The 16,209-nt window shown below is 38.8% G+C and carries 18 protein-coding genes; all 18 read right to left on the reverse strand.

Translation table 11 applies throughout. The features are described 5' to 3' along the window. Positions 1-345: 345 nt before the first annotated feature. Entirely contained in the window at positions 346-660 is a 315-nt protein-coding gene (locus B9Y81_RS00480; protein ID WP_085535048.1) for an HU family DNA-binding protein, read from the reverse strand. 946 nt (positions 661-1,606) lie between these two features. Then, positions 1,607-1,984, reverse strand: coding sequence for a RidA family protein (locus B9Y81_RS00490; protein ID WP_085535050.1), 378 nt, complete (start codon positions 1,982-1,984; stop codon positions 1,607-1,609). Between the two features lie 99 nt (positions 1,985-2,083). Further along, on the reverse strand, positions 2,084-2,833 hold the full coding sequence (rlmB, locus tag B9Y81_RS00495; RefSeq protein ID WP_085535051.1) for a 23S rRNA (guanosine(2251)-2'-O)-methyltransferase RlmB: 750 nt from the start codon (positions 2,831-2,833) through the stop codon (positions 2,084-2,086). 23 nt (positions 2,834-2,856) lie between these two features. Beyond that, the gene (gene recN / locus B9Y81_RS00500) at positions 2,857-4,515 is read right to left on the reverse strand and encodes a DNA repair protein RecN (RefSeq protein ID WP_085535052.1); all 1,659 of its coding nucleotides are present in this window, start codon (positions 4,513-4,515) and stop codon (positions 2,857-2,859) included. 9 nt (positions 4,516-4,524) lie between these two features. Beyond that, on the reverse strand, positions 4,525-5,427 hold the full coding sequence (gene porD / locus B9Y81_RS00505) for a type IX secretion system protein PorD (protein ID WP_085535053.1): 903 nt from the start codon (positions 5,425-5,427) through the stop codon (positions 4,525-4,527). Then, complete coding sequence (gene coaBC / locus B9Y81_RS00510) at positions 5,424-6,626, reverse strand: bifunctional phosphopantothenoylcysteine decarboxylase/phosphopantothenate--cysteine ligase CoaBC (RefSeq protein ID WP_085535054.1); 1,203 nt, start codon at positions 6,624-6,626, stop codon at positions 5,424-5,426. The genes porD and coaBC overlap by 4 nt, the downstream gene beginning before the upstream one ends. 23 nt (positions 6,627-6,649) lie before the next feature. Beyond that, positions 6,650-7,804 carry an iron-containing alcohol dehydrogenase gene (locus B9Y81_RS00515; protein ID WP_085535055.1) on the reverse strand — a complete coding sequence of 385 codons (1,155 nt, stop codon included), beginning with the start codon at positions 7,802-7,804 and terminating at the stop codon, positions 6,650-6,652. A 4-nt stretch (positions 7,805-7,808) separates the two neighbouring features. Next, the gene (locus tag B9Y81_RS00520; RefSeq protein ID WP_085535056.1) at positions 7,809-8,579 is read right to left on the reverse strand and encodes a 3'-5' exonuclease; all 771 of its coding nucleotides are present in this window, start codon (positions 8,577-8,579) and stop codon (positions 7,809-7,811) included. Between the two features lie 15 nt (positions 8,580-8,594). Beyond that, positions 8,595-9,719 (reverse strand): DNA polymerase III subunit beta, encoded by a 1,125-nt coding sequence (dnaN, locus tag B9Y81_RS00525; RefSeq protein WP_085535057.1) that lies wholly within the window; start codon positions 9,717-9,719, stop codon positions 8,595-8,597. 181 nt (positions 9,720-9,900) lie between these two features. After that, positions 9,901-10,053 (reverse strand): DUF4295 domain-containing protein, encoded by a 153-nt coding sequence (locus tag B9Y81_RS00530; RefSeq protein WP_085535058.1) that lies wholly within the window; start codon positions 10,051-10,053, stop codon positions 9,901-9,903. Between the two features lie 15 nt (positions 10,054-10,068). Continuing rightward, on the reverse strand, positions 10,069-10,257 hold the full coding sequence (gene rpmG, locus B9Y81_RS00535; RefSeq protein ID WP_085535059.1) for a 50S ribosomal protein L33: 189 nt from the start codon (positions 10,255-10,257) through the stop codon (positions 10,069-10,071). A gap of 17 nt (positions 10,258-10,274) precedes the next feature. Next, positions 10,275-10,514 carry a 50S ribosomal protein L28 gene (gene rpmB, locus B9Y81_RS00540; RefSeq protein WP_085535060.1) on the reverse strand — a complete coding sequence of 80 codons (240 nt, stop codon included), beginning with the start codon at positions 10,512-10,514 and terminating at the stop codon, positions 10,275-10,277. Between the two features lie 256 nt (positions 10,515-10,770). Continuing rightward, positions 10,771-11,313 carry a glutathione peroxidase gene (locus tag B9Y81_RS00545; RefSeq protein ID WP_085535483.1) on the reverse strand — a complete coding sequence of 181 codons (543 nt, stop codon included), beginning with the start codon at positions 11,311-11,313 and terminating at the stop codon, positions 10,771-10,773. Positions 11,314-11,398: 85 nt separating this feature from the next. Then, complete coding sequence (gene dapA / locus B9Y81_RS00550) at positions 11,399-12,292, reverse strand: 4-hydroxy-tetrahydrodipicolinate synthase (protein WP_085535061.1); 894 nt, start codon at positions 12,290-12,292, stop codon at positions 11,399-11,401. A gap of 53 nt (positions 12,293-12,345) precedes the next feature. Next, the gene (locus B9Y81_RS00555; protein ID WP_085535062.1) at positions 12,346-12,864 is read right to left on the reverse strand and encodes a DUF6913 domain-containing protein; all 519 of its coding nucleotides are present in this window, start codon (positions 12,862-12,864) and stop codon (positions 12,346-12,348) included. Beyond that, positions 12,861-14,867: an NAD-dependent DNA ligase LigA gene (ligA, locus tag B9Y81_RS00560; protein WP_085535063.1), complete on the reverse strand. Its 2,007-nt coding sequence runs from the start codon at positions 14,865-14,867 to the stop codon at positions 12,861-12,863. Before ligA ends, B9Y81_RS00555 begins: the two co-directional genes overlap by 4 nt. A 33-nt stretch (positions 14,868-14,900) precedes the next feature. Continuing rightward, the gene (locus B9Y81_RS00565; protein WP_085535064.1) at positions 14,901-15,464 is read right to left on the reverse strand and encodes a DUF2179 domain-containing protein; all 564 of its coding nucleotides are present in this window, start codon (positions 15,462-15,464) and stop codon (positions 14,901-14,903) included. A gap of 283 nt (positions 15,465-15,747) precedes the next feature. Then, entirely contained in the window at positions 15,748-16,155 is a 408-nt protein-coding gene (locus tag B9Y81_RS00570) for a type II toxin-antitoxin system HicB family antitoxin (RefSeq protein WP_139822868.1), read from the reverse strand. Positions 16,156-16,209: the final 54 nt, after the last annotated feature.

The following is a 16,209-nucleotide window of genomic DNA, read 5'->3' on the forward strand; positions in this document are numbered from 1 at the left end:
CTCTAGGATATCTTCCTTTTAAATAATGATTTATTGAATAGTACCTGTATTTAAGTCTTTGAACGGAAGTCAATTTTTTATTATCAAATTCCCTTTTCCTTTTTTAATCTTGAACCATCTATTCTATACAATATATATACATAACATATATATACCACTAAACAGACAGACAAAACTGTACTACTTTTTAGTTGATATGTAATTCTTTCAAAGATCGTTTAGCAAACTGACTTTCGTCCTGATTGCGGGTGCAAATATAGATGTTTTTATTCTTACAATCCAAAAAAAATCGTAAGAAAAAAACATCTTTTTTTTAACGTAATGAGAACAAGCCTTTTAAAAAATTCATTTTTTAGATTTCGCTTTTGCTTTTTTTGCTTTCTTCTCGTCATTCAGTACCTCAAGAAACCGAGTAGCCGGCTTAAACTTCACACTCAGGCGAGGTTTAATTACACACTCAACACCTGTACGTGGATTTCTACCTACACGTTCAGTTTGTTTCCATGGAGAAAATACTCCAAACCCAAGCAATGATAAATTATTATCCTGCTTTAATTCTTCTCCTAATATTTCATGAAATGTATCCAGGAATTTTTGAGCTTGAGATTGAGTAACTGACATCTTACTTGCCAGGCTTTTTGTTAACTCTGCTTTGTTCATGATCTGATTCTTTAATAAACTAAATTAATACAATAATATATAACTCAAATAAAATTCTACCTTAAATTAGGTATTTGTCATTTTAATTCAATTCAGATGTAATAAATAATTTATAAAAACAAATAATCCTACTGATGCAAATGTAGACATAATCTTTTAAATTCAAAACGATGATTCCATTTAATATCAACATAATATTAAAAAAATTCTAGACATAGAGACTATCTAACATCTTAAATATCATATATATTACATTATTCATCATAAAAGATAGAATATTAAGTGCTGATTTTCTGCATATTACAAACATTTTCTCTGTTTATTTGTCTTTTTGACAATTCATCATGTCCGTAGAAAAAAACAAAACTTCAGCGTCCTTTTTTTATTTTATTTCTTTTATATAACAACTAATCATTGGAAAATGTTATACTTTTTTTCATAAACAACAAGGGAAATTTACGTGTTGGGTGAAAAAAGATGATATTCCCAATTGTGAGGCTTCAGCGCAGGGGTTATAAAACATGATCTCTCACTATTTTTCAGCGATTTTATTAAAAATGAAAGATAAATTATTCGTTCCGGTTGGTTGTGTTTTTGTATCTATTCCGCTTTCGAGTTAGCGTAAGCAAATTCAGCTTTAAAATGGAGCAATTTTTTACAATACTATATGAAAAAAAAATATATCCTTTATTTTTCAAAATATATCCTTTATTTTTCCGAAAATAACCTTTATGTTTTTTGATAGGTATAATAAGCTGATTATCAGAGATGTAAAAATGCATAAAAAACCATACCTTGTTTTAGCTTTTAAACAGGAAAATATCATCAAAAATAATTCTCAAAACAGCGACGGGCTAAATTTAAATTGGCTCTAACTGAAAAGCATTAAAAAAGGTGATTGCACAACGGCAACCACCTTGAAACAAATCCCCCTGATCTGTATATATTACTTGACCGCAATAATTTCTATTTCTACTAACGCATTTTTGGGAAGGGTTTTGACCGCAACGGCCGAACGCGCAGGATATGTGTCTTTGAATTGGGTTGCATACACTTCATTTACTGTTCCAAAATCACCCATATCAGCAAGAAAGACGGTTACTTTTACAACATCTTCAATAGCATAACCGGCTTCGGCCAATACCGCATGGATATTTTTAAATGCCTGTTCTGTCTGTCCTTTAACATCTTGTGCGGCAAATTCTCCACTTTCCGGAACAAGGCCTAACTGTCCGGAAGCAAAAAGCATATTTCCGGCTTGTATGGCCTGACTATAGGGTCCAATGGCTGCCGGTGCATTTTTTGTTACAATAATTTTTTTCATACGATTATAGTTTTTTTATATTAAGGTAGTATGGAACTCACATTATCATTCACGTTAGCGTAAACGATCGTTTTGCCTGTTCGTTTCATATACGTTTTTTTATTTTTCTTCCTGATTGATACGTTGCCGCACTACTTCATACACTAAGATAGAAGAAGCGACAGAAACATTGAGTGAACCAATTTTTCCAAATTGAGGTATTTTCACCATATAGTCGGCAATGCGTAAATTTTCGTTGGCAACACCTGTATCTTCAGCTCCTACAACAATCGCGACCGGTCCATCATACGAAACTGAGGTATAAAGTTCGGTTGCTTTTTCTGTTGCCGCGTATACTTTCACACCACTGGCTTGCAAAAAACGTATAGCCTCGTTTATACTTTTTTCCTTACATACAGGCAAAGTGTGAAGTGCTCCTGCAGAAGTCTTGATCGCATCGGCATTCACGGTTACACTTCCACGCGATGGTATTACTATCGCATCTGCACCTGCGCATTCGCAAGTACGAGCTATGGCACCAAAATTACGCACATCGGTTACTCCATCTAATAATACGATAAAGGGACTCCTTCCCTGTTCATATAGAAATGGAATTATATCTTCCAACTTTTGATAGGTAACCGACGAAATAAAAGCGATAACTCCCTGATGATTCTTTCGCGTAATGCGGTCTAATCTTTCAGGTGGCACACGCTGTATGGGGATGTCCCGACCTCTTAACACATCTAATAATTCTTTAGACAATTCATTTTTCATGTCCCTGCGAACAAGAATTTTATCTATTTCCTTATCTGCCTGAACGGCTTCGATAACGGCACGGGTACCAAAGATTAATTCATTCTCTTTCATTTATCTTATTTCTTTTTTTATCATCAAATTCCGAGTAGATCACGCGCGTTAGCTACCGAGGCCTCAGTCAGCGTTGCACCACTTAACATTCGTGCGATTTCCGACACACGTTCATTTTGATCCAGTTTTCGTATCGATGTGATGGTACGATCTGCCGAATCATGTTTATATACATAATAATGACTCATTCCTTTTGCCGCAATCTGCGGAAGGTGAGTAATTGCCAAAACCTGCATATTATCGCCCAGCCCACGCATAATATCACCCATTTTATCAGCAATATCTCCGGAAACTCCGGTATCTACTTCGTCAAAAATAATGGATGGCAAGGCTGTTGATCCGGCAATCATCGCCTTTATACAAAGCATAAGCCGGGAAATTTCGCCTCCTGAGGCTGTTTCTGCCACAGGCTGCATAAGTCCGTTTTTATTTGCAGAAAAAAGAAACCGAATTTCATCGATCCCATTCATATCCGGTTCTTTCCGCAGAGATAATTCAACCGAAAAACGCATATTGGGCATACCCAAGGGTGCAATCATCTTCACTAATTCACGGGAAATCTGTTCGGCTGTCTGCTGTCTGGCTTCATGTATTTTTTTTGCAAGGGAAAGAACTGTTGTATATTGAGTTTTGATCTGTTTGTCGAGTTCTTCAATTTGTTCATCAAAAGATTCAATTGCCAATAATTGTTTTTGGTAGGTTTCCAGCAAAACAATCAGTTCATCGATCGAAGAAACACGATGTTTTTGTTCTAATGAATAAAACAAATTCAACCGTTCGTTAACATAATCCATTCGTTCCGGATTATATTCTATGTTTTCTTGTTGGCCTTCGGCGTCTGCAGCCAGGTCATCCAAATCAATATAGACCGAACGTAAACGCTCTTCCATTTGTTTTGATTTCGGATAGAAGCGTTCAATAGATCCTACCAATGCTATCGCATCTTTCAGCCCACGTACAACTCCTTGCTCTTCACCGTTAAGCAACTCATGCAATTTATATAGTGAGGTTTTTATTTCTTCAGCATGCGTCAAAAGAGTCTGTTCATTTTCCAGTTCTTCCTGTTCTCCGGCATAAAGATTTGCCTCTTCCAATTGTTCCGCCTGAAAGCGGATATAATCTTCTTCTTGCTTTGCCTGTGCCGCTTTATCCGATAGTTCTTTGCGTTCTTTTCGCAATCGGGTATAAGCCAGAAACTCCTCATGATAGTGTGACAGAAGTTGTTTGTTGTTCGCCATCACGTCAACTACACGCAACTGGAACATAATATCTCCCAATAACAGGTTTTGGTGCTGCGAATGAATATCTATCAGGTATGCGCCAAGTTCTTTCATCACCGAAAGAGACACAGGCGAATCGTTCACAAAAGCACGGGATTTACCGGAAGCATATAATTCTCTTCTGAAAATACAAACTTCGGGATCGTATTCCAGATCATTCTCCTGAAAAAAGAAGGCTAATTCGTATTTCTTAATATCAAAGATGGCTTCTATCGTGCATTTATCCGCTCCCAACTTAATACTTTTCCCATCTGCCCGTTGTCCTAAAACAAGAGCGAGTGCACCTAAAATTATAGATTTTCCGGCACCAGTCTCACCGGTAATAACAGAGAATTTATCATTGAAGTCTATCTCCAGATTATCTATCAATACAAAATTCTGTATAAGTAATGACTTTAACATAGTTTCGGATTATTTCTTTAAAGGCTCCAATCTTGTTGACTCCGCAGGATATAGTTCAGAAAGAGTTTTATAGCCTTCTTGTTTCTCTTGCATGGTTGCTTTGGAATAAATCGCAACCAACTCGTCTAACTTGGCATCGGAGAAGACAGACAACAACACAGAAGATGGTCTACTGCTTTTCAGTTCGGTCAGCGCAGGCAATAATGAAATAATCGTAGTACGTCCACGATCTGCATTTGCAGCCATCTCATCCAATCCTTTGCGATGATATGTATACCACATATTACGGAATCCTTCACCGGTGTTTTCCGTCAGAGCTGTTGCTAATGCGTGCCTGTTTCGTTGGCTATCAAAAGGCTTCCAGCCATTCCAGGAGGCTTCAGATTGCGCCAAAGTTACTATCTGCATGGCTTGTTGCAAGAAAGCATTTCCCCCTAATGGAGAAAAACTATCAAAATCCAGTCCGAGTATAAGATATACATAGAAGACAATCGTTGCTGTCAGGTTATTTTCCAGCGTATTTTCCGTGTATTGCAGTTGTTCGAATTCCACATAATTGAAATCTAATTGTGTGTCACGGAAATTTAACAATGTAGTTGTATAGGAGGAGTTATAAGCCGGTCGCCGGGCCTGCACCAACAATTCAGCTTTAAAACTATCATCCGAAGGACGCTCGTTTATTGTAAGATTTATCGTACAGTCAATCCGTTCATTCACGGCGAAAGTTGCATCAGTCCATTTCTTATTATTCACAAACTCAGTTAAAGCATTCTCCAGAGTGGTAAAAACTTGTTTGCTTGATCCCTGAATTTTGTCACTGTTAATTGTCACCCGGGCATTTATCTCCTGTGCCTTAACCGAACAGGTAAAACAAACAAACAGAATAGGAATAATAATTTTTAATGCCTTCATAATAACAAAGTCGCCAATTTATCTACAATATCAACAGCCACCTCTTGTTTCAGTTTTAAGGGAAACTCAGCGATTGCTCCTTTTTGATCTATTATTGATATTTTATTCGTATCACAACGGAATCCCGCACCTTTCTCTTTTAAGGAATTCAAGACGATAAAGTCCAGATTCTTTCGTTTCAACTTATCTAAAGCATGTGCTTCTTCGTTGTTTGTTTCCAAAGCAAAACCAACCAGCACCTGTCCTTCTTTTTTAATTGCGCCTAAAGAAGCGGCAATATCTTTATTCGGAGTAAGTTGCAACGTAAGTTCGGCAGATGATTCCCGCTTGATCTTTTTATCCATGCTAACAGCCGGTTTATAATCAGCAACAGCAGCACAAAGTATACCTGCATCCACATGCGGAAAAACCGACATTGCCTCGTTGTACATCTCGTCTGCCGATTCCACATCTATGCGTGTTACGTTAGGATGAGCGATCGTTTCCGACACCGGACCGGATATCAAAATAACTTCCGCTCCTCGTTCAGCACAAGCCTTTGCCAACGCATATCCCATCTTTCCTGACGAATAATTACCTATAAAACGTACGGGATCTATCTTTTCATATGTAGGACCTGCAGTTATTACAATTTTTTTTTCACGAAGGTCTTTCTGCTCTGCAAAAAAATGCTCCAAAACACATATAATACTATCCGGTTCTTCCATACGCCCCTTACCTATCAGATGGCTCGCAAGCTCACCTTCCGCTGGTTCAATAATACGATTTCCGAAAGTACGCAAGCGATCCAGGTTTTGTTGTGTTGTTGGATGGGCAAACATATCCAGATCCATTGCCGGTGCGATAAATACCGGAGCTTTGCATGAAAGATAAGTTGTAATCAGCATATTATCCGCAATTCCATTCGCTATTTTCCCGATTGTAGCTGCTGTAGCAGGAGCAATCAACATAGCATCTGCCCATAGTCCCAGATCAACATGACTATTCCACGAACCGTCGCGATTTGAAAAAAACTCACTGATAACCGGGGCATTGCTTAATGTGGAGAGCGTCAGAGGTGTTATAAATTCTTTTCCGGCAGGTGTAATAACCACCTGAACATTAGCGCCCTTCTTCACCAACCCACGAATCAGATAAGCGGCTTTATATGCCGCGATACTACCCGTTACGCCTACAATAATATTTTTACCCTTCAGCATTACAAACCTATTTGTTTGAAAAGTTATAATCTTAAGCTCAATATTTCCTTTGCAGCCTGCCAATCAATATCTGCATGTTCTCCCAACTGCCAGTTCATTTCACGAACATGTTGTACAAGAGAATTCAAATCATTCTCCTTAATTCCAAATTCTGATAAACGAGTAGAGAAACCCATTGAACGGAAGAAAGCCTCAACAGCATCTATTGTCTCGTCAACCAGTGCAGACTCGCTGTTCGGCATAATATTAAAGACAGAAAGTCCAAGTGAAATAATTTTATCTTTCTTCTCTTTCTTTTTATATTCCATCACACCCGGCAAAATCACTGCCAGTGTTTGTGCATGATCTAAGCCAAACAATGCAGTAAGCGAATAACCAATACGATGAGACGACCAATCCTGAGGCACACCCTGTCCAATCCATGAATTTAACGCGTTAGACGCAGCCCACATCAGATTAGCACGAATAGCATAATCATTTGGTTTTTTCAATACTTTTAGCCCTTCTTCTTTGATAATACACATCAAAGATTCAGCAAAAGCATCCTGCACGCGGGCATTTACCGGATAAGTTAGATATTGTTCGATCACATGCATAAAAGAATCCACTACTCCATTCGCGACCTGTTTGAGCGGTAAAGAATAAGTAACTTCTGGATCAAGAATAGCAAATTGAGGAAAAACAAGAGGTGATGCAAATCCAAGTTTTAATTTTGAGTCGTTTTTAGAGATAACAAAACGTTCATTCATTTCAGATCCTGTAGCTGCAAGTGTTAAAACACATCCTAAAGGCAATGCTTTTTTTATGGCGGCACCTTTCCTTAAAATGTCCCATGGATCCTCTCCTTCATAACAAGCTGCAGACGCTATAAATTTAGTAGCATCTATTACAGACCCACCACCTACAGCTAACAGAAAATCAATTTTTTCGTTCTTTACCAGCTCCACCGCCTTCATGCAGGTGTCATAATCAGGGTTTGGTTGTATTCCTCCGAACTCGAAAGTTTCGATACCGGACAAAGCGTTCTTTACCTGATCATATATGCCATTCTTTTTTATACTTCCACCACCATAAAGGATCAACACCTTTACACCGGCAGGTAATTGAGCCGTTAATCGGCTGATCATTCCTTTTCCGAAAATTATTTTTACCGGATTGCAAAACTCAAAATTATTCATCTTCTTATTTTGAATTAAATCCCCTCAATTTAATCTCTGTTAATATCCGTTTTGTATTTAACGGGAAATCACCACTCATGATCCACCCATAATAGCCGGGATCTGTTTGTAAAACGTCTGCAACCAAACGCCCTTTATACTTTCCGAAATTAATAACCTCTTCCCCCTTATCATTATATACCATCCGTCCTGCGAAATCCACATTATTCGTAAAACTGGAAAATTTAGAAAGAAAGTTTATGTCATTTTCCAAGTCCGGATAACGATCCAACTGTGACTTCAAAACTTCATAAGTAGCCAACGTATCGGCTTCAGCGGTATGTGCATTTTCTAATGTCTTATCACAATAGAATTTATATGCGGCGGCCAATGTACGCTGTTCCATTTTATGGAAAATTGTTTGTACATCAATAAATTTACGCTTGTTCAAATCCACATCCACTTCAGCACGCAGAAACTCTTCGGCCAGCAAAGGGATATCAAAACGATTTGAATTATAACCGGCCAGATCACATCCTTCTAATTGAGAGGCAAGAGATTTCGCTATCTCTTTGAAAGTCGGGCAATCCTTTACGTCATCATCCGATATTCCATGAATAGCGGTAGCTTCCGGCGGTATAGGCATTCCCGGATTAACCCGACGTGTTTTTGATTCTTCTTTTCCATTGGGATAAACTTTCATAAAAGATATTTCGACGATTCGATCTTTCACTATGTTGATCCCGGTGGTTTCCAGATCAAAAAACACCAACGGATTTTTCAAATTCAATTGCATTATATTTTGTCTTATTTAATCATTAAGCATCATTGGCATTATCAGCATCAGCAGATCCTCGTTTTCCTCATTTTCAGCAGGAACAATTGTTCCCGCACGAGTAGGATCAGCCAATTCAATCACTACTTCTTCGGATGATATATTAGCTAATATTTCGATCAGGAAAGTACCCTTAAATCCAATCTTCAATTCAGGATCTACATACTGGCAAATAATTTTTTCTTCTGCGGAGGTGGAAAAATCGATATCCTGAGCAGAAATAATCAGCTGATTATCCAAAAGGTGAAGTTTCACTAAGCTACTTGCCGGATTGGAAAATACAGAAACACGTTTTAAAGCATTCAGAAACGAAACGCGGTCTATCGTTACTTTATAGGGATTTTCCTGTGGAATCACACTGTTGTAATTTGGATAACGTCCTTCTATCAAGCGACAAACCATTTCAAAATTCGAACAAGTAAAATAAGCGTTATTCTCATCAAATTTAATCAGCACCTCTTCTTGTTCCTTCGCCAAAACAGAGCGAAGCAAATTGGCCGGTTTCTTAGCCAATATAAAAGCAGCCCTCTCCTCGCCTTTAATAGCGTAATTTCTCAAGCGGGCTAATTTATGACCGTCTGAAGCCACAAAAGTCATGCTATCCGTATTGATATCGAAATAAACACCGTTCATTACCGGACGAAGTTCATCATCTGCGGTTGCGAACAAAGCACGTCCAAGTCCGTTCAGTAGTATCTGAGCTTCGATCTGGAGCGAAGTTACATTCTCTCCTATCGGTTTCTGTTGAGGATACGTATCACCACGTTGACCTATAAAACTATATTGTCCGTTTTGAAAATGAATAAACACTTCCATATTATCCTCATTGATGCTAAAGTGCAAAGGTTGTTCAGGAAGTTCTTTTAATGGATCAAGCAATATCTTAGCCGATATGGCAAACAAGCCTTCTCCTTCAACGTTCATCACGTCAACGGAAGTAAGCAAACGGGTTTCAGAGTCGGATGCTGTTATTGTAAGTTTATCCCCCTCCAGATTAAAAAGAAAACTATCCAGAATCGGTAAAGAATTTTTTGAAGCGATCACCTTACTTATCGATTGCAAACGAGACAATAGCGCTGTGCTTGATACATCAAATTTCATATCTTATCTATTTATATTGTTATTCTAGAATTATTTATTGCTATATAAATTAATAACAAAAACAAAATTAAGAAATAAATCCATTTTCCCTATTGATTAAGATCACAAATCTTCATTAACAGAAAAAGCCCTCTTCTGCATCAAAACAAAAGAGGGTTTTCTCCTATTATTTCCAGCTTGATTATTTCGCGAAATAATCTTTCACTGCTTCATTAGGGACCATTTCTTCCTGAAAGATATAAGCTCCTGTTTTTGGAGACTTAACCATTTTAATCACTTTTGAATAGGTACGTCCGTCACCTTTCTTAAATGTCGCAACCGCTTTCTTTGCCATTGTTTAATCTCCTTATTACTTAATTTCTTTATGAATAGTCATTCTCTTCAGAATAGGATTGTATTTTTTCAATTCCATTCTTTGAGTTGTATTTTTTCTGTTTTTTGTTGTTATATATCTTGAAGTACCCGGCATACCACTTTCTTTGTGTTCCGTACATTCCAATATAACCTGGATTCTATTACCTTTTGCTTTCTTAGCCATTTCTTAGTCCTCCCAAATTATGCGTTTAAATACCCTTTTTCAGCAGCCATTTTAATAGCAGCTTCAACACCTAACTTGTTAATCGTGCGCAAACCTGCAGCCGACACATTCAGGCTAATCCAACAATCCTGTTCTACCCAATAGAACTTTTTTCTAAACAGGTTAACATTAAATTTACGTTTCGTTCTTCTTTTAGAGTGAGAAACGTTATTGCCAACCATTGCTTTTTTTCCGGTAATCTGACAAATCTTGGACATCTCTATCTTAGTTTTATATATTATTCTTAAACTCTTACGACCAGACTCAAACTGGACATAGTTTGTTATACACCAGTATAAACACCCCATGAATCGATCATCTTCTTACTGAACTAGCATCACGTACAGGATCAAAGACAAAAAATACACGAATTACAAACGAACCCGCATCTTTCGGAGCGCAAAGGTAAAAAAACTATTCTATATAACCTTAATAAATAGCCAAATAATTAGCTATTTTTATTATTAATCTTGTTTATTCACCTTTTACCCATTCAATTATCTCATCAGACAAAGGGGATGTTTTTGGGGACACACTTCCAATCCATTCCCCGTTTTCGCTGATCATAAACTTCTGGAAATTCCAAGTAACTTCAGCATCAGCCTTGCCATTTCCTTCTTTTGTTGTCAACCATTTATATAACGGAGCGATATCGTTTCCTTGTACGGATATTTTCTCCATCATAGGAAACGTCACACCATAATTTAAGGTGCAGAATTCCTGTATTTCTTCATTCGATCCAGGCTCTTGTCCTTTGAAATTATTCGCGGGAAACCCGATAATCATCAGTCCTTTTTCCGCATATTTCGTATATAGTTCCTGCAAACCTTCGTATTGGGGAGTCAATCCGCATTTAGATGCGACATTAACCACTAACACTTTTTTACCTTTCAACTGACTCAGGGGATAATCTTTTCCATCAATCGTCTTCACGGTAAAATCATAAAACGAACCACCCTGTCCTAATAAGGATATCGGAAACAGCACAGTCATAATCAAATAAAGAATTGTTTTCATAAACATCCAATTAAATTAATTAAGATCAAATGTTCTTCAGACAGTCCGTGAACGCTTGCTATTTACCTCGCAAGGAAATCCGCTATCAACACTTGATGTTAAGCTGGTTCAGAACTGTTCTGATCTTTTCGAAAGTAGTAATTCGCGTCGGCACTAATGGCAAACGCAATTTATTTTCAATATATCCCATTGCATTCAGCATACTTTTTACTCCTGCCGGATTGCCGTCTACAAACAACAGATCGAACAATTCCGTAAAACTATGATGAATAGTACGGGCATTGCCATAGTCACCACTCAGAGCCAAACGAACCATTCGACTGAACTCACGGGGAAAAGCATTTCCAATCACTGAAATTACACCTACAGCACCAAGAGTTATCAACGGAAAGGTTATGCCGTCATCGCCGGAGATCACATTAAAGTTTGCCGGCTTATTCTTAATAATATCATCCATCTGAGTGATATTACCGGAGGCTTCTTTCACTGCAATAACGTTTTTAAAGTCACGCGCGATTCTCAAGGTGGTCTCAGCCGTCATATTCACGCCTGTTCTTCCCGGCACATTATATAATACGATAGGCAGCCTGGTTGCTTCCGAAACCGCTTTATAATGCTGGTATAATCCTTCTTGGGAAGGTTTGTTATAATATGGGGTAACCGACAAAATAGCATCGATTCCCGAAAAATCGTCGTGTTTTAATGCGTCAACAACCGAACGAGTACAATTCCCTCCTACTCCCAACACAATAGGTATTTGGCCTTTAACTTTGGAGACAACCAAGCTTACTACATTTTTCTTTTCACTTTCTGTCAATGTAGGGGTTTCAGCGGTAGTCCCAAGTACAACAAGATAATCTGTGCCATTCTGCAACTGATAGTCTACCAAACGGTTCAGCGCATCATAGTCAACACTCTCATCTTCTTTAAACGGGGTTATCAATGCTACCCCCATTCCTTTTAAATTAATATCTGCCATGGAGATTTTGTTCTCTTCTTTATTCTTTTGTCATGCAAAAATAGGAAATAATATCATTTCGAACGGATTGTTTGCAAATAAAATAATATATATCCAAACAATTCGGCCGTTCCTCCTCCATCTGTCATAATGATGGAAAAATCATAAATCGTTTCATCCATAAGTCTTTCCCCCACTTTAAAGCGAGAGGGATGTTGAAGCATAAGTACTGATAATGCATGGCACTTTCCTCTGCTCAAATCAATCAACACATCTGCCTCTATTTTAGCCAACCGGGCACTTATGTCCGCGTTTGGTATTCCATATTTATCGGCTTCTTTGTTTTTATTCACATAAAGCACAGAAGGGTCGTCGTGATCTATTGTTCCCGTATAGCTTACACAACAGGAGATCCGTTTACCGGAAGCACGCAGTTTTTCCAACAGTGGTTCAACTGCTGCTTTATCTTCATTCCGAAATAAAACAAGCAAACTACGGGCATCTTCCAATGAGCAAAATTTATGCTTTCTGCCGTGCGAGTCTGCAATTAATTTCTGAACTTTCCGTTTAAAAAAATAGTTTCCAAATATCATTCTTCAAGTAGCTTAAGAAACGCTTCTTCATCTAAAATTTTCACACCTAATTTGGCCGCCTTTTCCAGCTTAGCAGGTCCCATATTGTCACCGGCCAGAATAAAATCAGTTTTTCCTGAAACCGACCCTACATTCTTACCGCCGTGTTGCTCTATCATGTGCTTATATTCGTCTCTGGAATATTTCGCGAATGTTCCGCTAATAACGACAGATTTTCCCGCCAGTTTGTTTGAGCGCATCGCAACCGACTCTTTTGAGATTTCCATCTGAACACCGGAATCTCTCAGCCGGGCCACCAGTTCTTTGTTTTTAGGATTGGCAAAATACGCTACCACACTCTGAGCTATACGCTCTCCTATCTCGTCAACTTCCATTAATTGCTCTATGGAAGCTTGCCGCAGATTCTCTATATGCTGAAAAGCGTAAGCCAGTTTTTTGGCAACAGTTTCGCCAACATAGCGAATGCCCAATGCAAAAAGCACCCGCTCAAACGGTACACGCTTCGACGTATCGACACTCTTCATGAAATTTTCCGCGCTCTTTTCCGCCCATCGTTCCAGACGAAGCAGATCCGAGGTCTTCAACACATAAAGATCAGCCGACGTTTTCACATAGCCTGCGTTATACAGATCATCTATTGTTTCAGGACCAATATTTATATTCATAGCCTTTCGAGTAACGAAATGTTCTATGCGCCCTTTTATCTGTGGCGGACAGTCCGTTTCATTCGGACAATAATGGGCGGCTTCCCCTTCCGGGCGAATCAACGAAGTACCGCATTCCGGGCATTTTGTGATAAAGCGTACTTTTTCTCCAATCAGCAAAGGACGTGAATCGGTATCCACTCCCACTATTTTAGGTATGATCTCTCCGCCTTTTTCAACAAACACCTGATCTCCTATATATAGATCTAGACCGGCAATAATATCCGCGTTATGCAACGAAGCCCTTCGTACGACTGTTCCCGAAAGCTGAACCGGTTCGAGGTTGGCTACAGGCGTTATCGCGCCCGTTCTTCCTACCTGAAAAGACACCGAATTCAAACGTGTTGCTGCCCGTTCGGCCTGAAATTTATATGAGATAGCCCAGCGTGGACTCTTTGCTGTAAATCCGAGGTTGCGTTGTTGCTTTAATGAATTTACTTTCAGCACTACGCCATCGGTAGCTACCGGTAAATTCTTACGTTCTTTGTTCCAATAATTTAAATAAGAAAACACGTCTTCGGGGGTAGTACATTTACGTATCACGCTCGGCACCTTAAATCCCCAGGAACGAGCTGCCTCCAGATTTTCAAAATGACTCTCAAACGGCAAATCTTCACCCAATAGATAATAAAAATAAGCATCTAATTTACGAGAGGCGACAACTACCGGATTTTGCAATTTAAGAGTGCCCGACGCCGCGTTACGCGGATTAGCAAACAAGGGTTCTTCCTGTTCTTCACGTTCTTTGTTTATACGTTCAAACTCCACCCATGGCAGTAGTATTTCTCCTCTAATTTCAAACACTTCCGGATAACCTGAGCCCATTAACCGCAACGGAATAGAACGAATTGTTTTCACATTAGCAGTAACATCATCTCCTTTCGTTCCGTCACCTCGCGTTACAGCGCGAACCAGCACACCATGCTCATATAACAGAGAAATGGAAGTTCCATCGTATTTTAGTTCGGCAACCAGTTCGAAAGATTCATTCAAAAAGCGTGCTGTCCGTTCGTAAAAATCCCGCACCTCGTCTTCCGAATAGGTATTCCCAAGAGAAAGCATGGGGTAACGGTGTGTTACCTGCTCAAACTCTTTCGACAAGTCGCTCCCCACACGTTGGGTTGGGGAATAAGGATCAGCAAATTCCGGATGTTCAGCTTCAAGTGCCTGCAACTCTTTCATCAACGCATCAAACTCAAAATCACTTATCTTCGGTTGCGCGAGTACATAATAGTTATAATTATGCTGCTCCAATATTTCCCGCAGCTCTTTAATCCTGTCTCCCGGAATATTATTCATAGCTTTCTATTTACTGCCATTCAGACTAAACGCTTACTTCCCCGGTCTGCCGTATCGGAAAATGGAAGAAGTTCTCCCAAATATTCCTCGCTGCTTCGATCGTATATCCTCAACAATATAAAATGCATTCGGATCAAAATCACGAACTACCGCTTCTGCATCTTTTTCAAACTTTCTGTTGAAAACAGATTCTACCACATCGACTTTCGAAACAGCCCCCTGTCCGGAAATACAAGTAGACCCAAATCCTTTCGCATTTAGATTTTTAGTTAATTCCAATCCGTCTTTTTGTGTAAACACACGGAAAAGAATTACCCCGAAAGCAATACGTTGTTCGATTAATATACCAACAAAATTTCCGGCGGCATAACCGGCGGCATAAGACAAATAAGCTACTAAGTCATTGGCGCGCCCTAAGACCTGAGAAATGACGACGATCCAGATGAAAACTTCAAAGAAACCCACCAAAGGAGCTTTGTACTTCTCTCCTTTAGAAACGAAAATAATTCTTAACGTCCCCAACGTCACATCACAAATACGCCCGAAGAAAATAATGAAAGGTAATATCCAAGGGTATGTATCCAAAAAATCAAACATGATATCCTGCTTTTTAGAATGTTTACACGACAAATATAGCGATTTTTCTTCTTAGAAGACGGAAGGTAGCAGCTTGTTGTAGCTACTCGTCATCAGATTTGACACATCCTTAGGCTGATAGCTACAAAAACACATTCAATCCTGTCGCAATTTCTTTTAACTCTCCTTTTAGCGAATGACAGGAAACCTGTGAATAGTCGGAAACATGCTTTGGCGGAGAACCGGGAGGATTTAACAAAGCCCTCCGATTAAAGAGGGCTAAGTCTGTACAAATGGTTTGATTTTATATAAGCCTTACGGCTGCCATTTCCTTTCCTAATTTGTTAACTGTAGTTTGGAGTTTATTTATTTGCTTCTCCGATGCAAATGTAAGACGTTTTTTGTACTGACGAAGTAAAGAAGCGTTTATTTCTGCTTTCTCCGCAAGTTTTGAAACATTAATCCAATCGTAATAGTCAAAGAAAGAAGCCAGATCATACTTGTATTCAAATTCCGGATCAATAAACGCCTCTGGTATTTCTTTACCCATTGACTCATACATTTCAACATAATCTTTTAATCCTTCCAGTAATCCGTCTTTAGCTTCCTGTACTGTTGTGCCTTGTGCGTTAAGATTATGCTTCTCCATATCAGGAACATAGATACTATATGTACCATCATCCCATAACTCCACAATAGCTGTAAATTTCATGTTAAATATATTTAAGTTACACAGCAACCCCTGTGTCAGGTCTGTACAAATGTG

The sequence above is a fragment of the Massilibacteroides vaginae genome (assembly GCF_900178525.1).
Lineage (GTDB): Bacteria > Bacteroidota > Bacteroidia > Bacteroidales > Tannerellaceae > Massilibacteroides > Massilibacteroides vaginae.

Bases quoted from the DNA above. Each gene is read 5' to 3' on its own strand.
- B9Y81_RS00480 (WP_085535048.1), bottom strand. From the start codon at position 660: ATGAACAAAGCAGAGTTAACAAAAAGCCTGGCAAGTAAGATGTCAGTT.
- B9Y81_RS00490 (WP_085535050.1), bottom strand. From the start codon at position 1,984: ATGAAAAAAATTATTGTAACAAAAAATGCACCGGCAGCCATTGGACCC.
- rlmB (WP_085535051.1), bottom strand. From the start codon at position 2,833: ATGAAAGAGAATGAATTAATCTTTGGTACCCGTGCCGTTATCGAAGCC.
- recN (WP_085535052.1), bottom strand. From the start codon at position 4,515: ATGTTAAAGTCATTACTTATACAGAATTTTGTATTGATAGATAATCTG.
- porD (WP_085535053.1), bottom strand. From the start codon at position 5,427: ATGAAGGCATTAAAAATTATTATTCCTATTCTGTTTGTTTGTTTTACC.
- coaBC (WP_085535054.1), bottom strand. From the start codon at position 6,626: ATGCTGAAGGGTAAAAATATTATTGTAGGCGTAACGGGTAGTATCGCG.
- B9Y81_RS00515 (WP_085535055.1), bottom strand. From the start codon at position 7,804: ATGAATAATTTTGAGTTTTGCAATCCGGTAAAAATAATTTTCGGAAAA.
- B9Y81_RS00520 (WP_085535056.1), bottom strand. From the start codon at position 8,579: ATGCAATTGAATTTGAAAAATCCGTTGGTGTTTTTTGATCTGGAAACC.
- dnaN (WP_085535057.1), bottom strand. From the start codon at position 9,719: ATGAAATTTGATGTATCAAGCACAGCGCTATTGTCTCGTTTGCAATCG.
- B9Y81_RS00530 (WP_085535058.1), bottom strand. From the start codon at position 10,053: ATGGCAAAGAAAGCGGTTGCGACATTTAAGAAAGGTGACGGACGTACC.
- rpmG (WP_085535059.1), bottom strand. From the start codon at position 10,257: ATGGCTAAGAAAGCAAAAGGTAATAGAATCCAGGTTATATTGGAATGT.
- rpmB (WP_085535060.1), bottom strand. From the start codon at position 10,514: ATGTCCAAGATTTGTCAGATTACCGGAAAAAAAGCAATGGTTGGCAAT.
- B9Y81_RS00545 (WP_085535483.1), bottom strand. From the start codon at position 11,313: ATGAAAACAATTCTTTATTTGATTATGACTGTGCTGTTTCCGATATCC.
- dapA (WP_085535061.1), bottom strand. From the start codon at position 12,292: ATGGCAGATATTAATTTAAAAGGAATGGGGGTAGCATTGATAACCCCG.
- B9Y81_RS00555 (WP_085535062.1), bottom strand. From the start codon at position 12,864: ATGATATTTGGAAACTATTTTTTTAAACGGAAAGTTCAGAAATTAATT.
- ligA (WP_085535063.1), bottom strand. From the start codon at position 14,867: ATGAATAATATTCCGGGAGACAGGATTAAAGAGCTGCGGGAAATATTG.
- B9Y81_RS00565 (WP_085535064.1), bottom strand. From the start codon at position 15,464: ATGTTTGATTTTTTGGATACATACCCTTGGATATTACCTTTCATTATT.
- B9Y81_RS00570 (WP_139822868.1), bottom strand. From the start codon at position 16,155: ATGAAATTTACAGCTATTGTGGAGTTATGGGATGATGGTACATATAGT.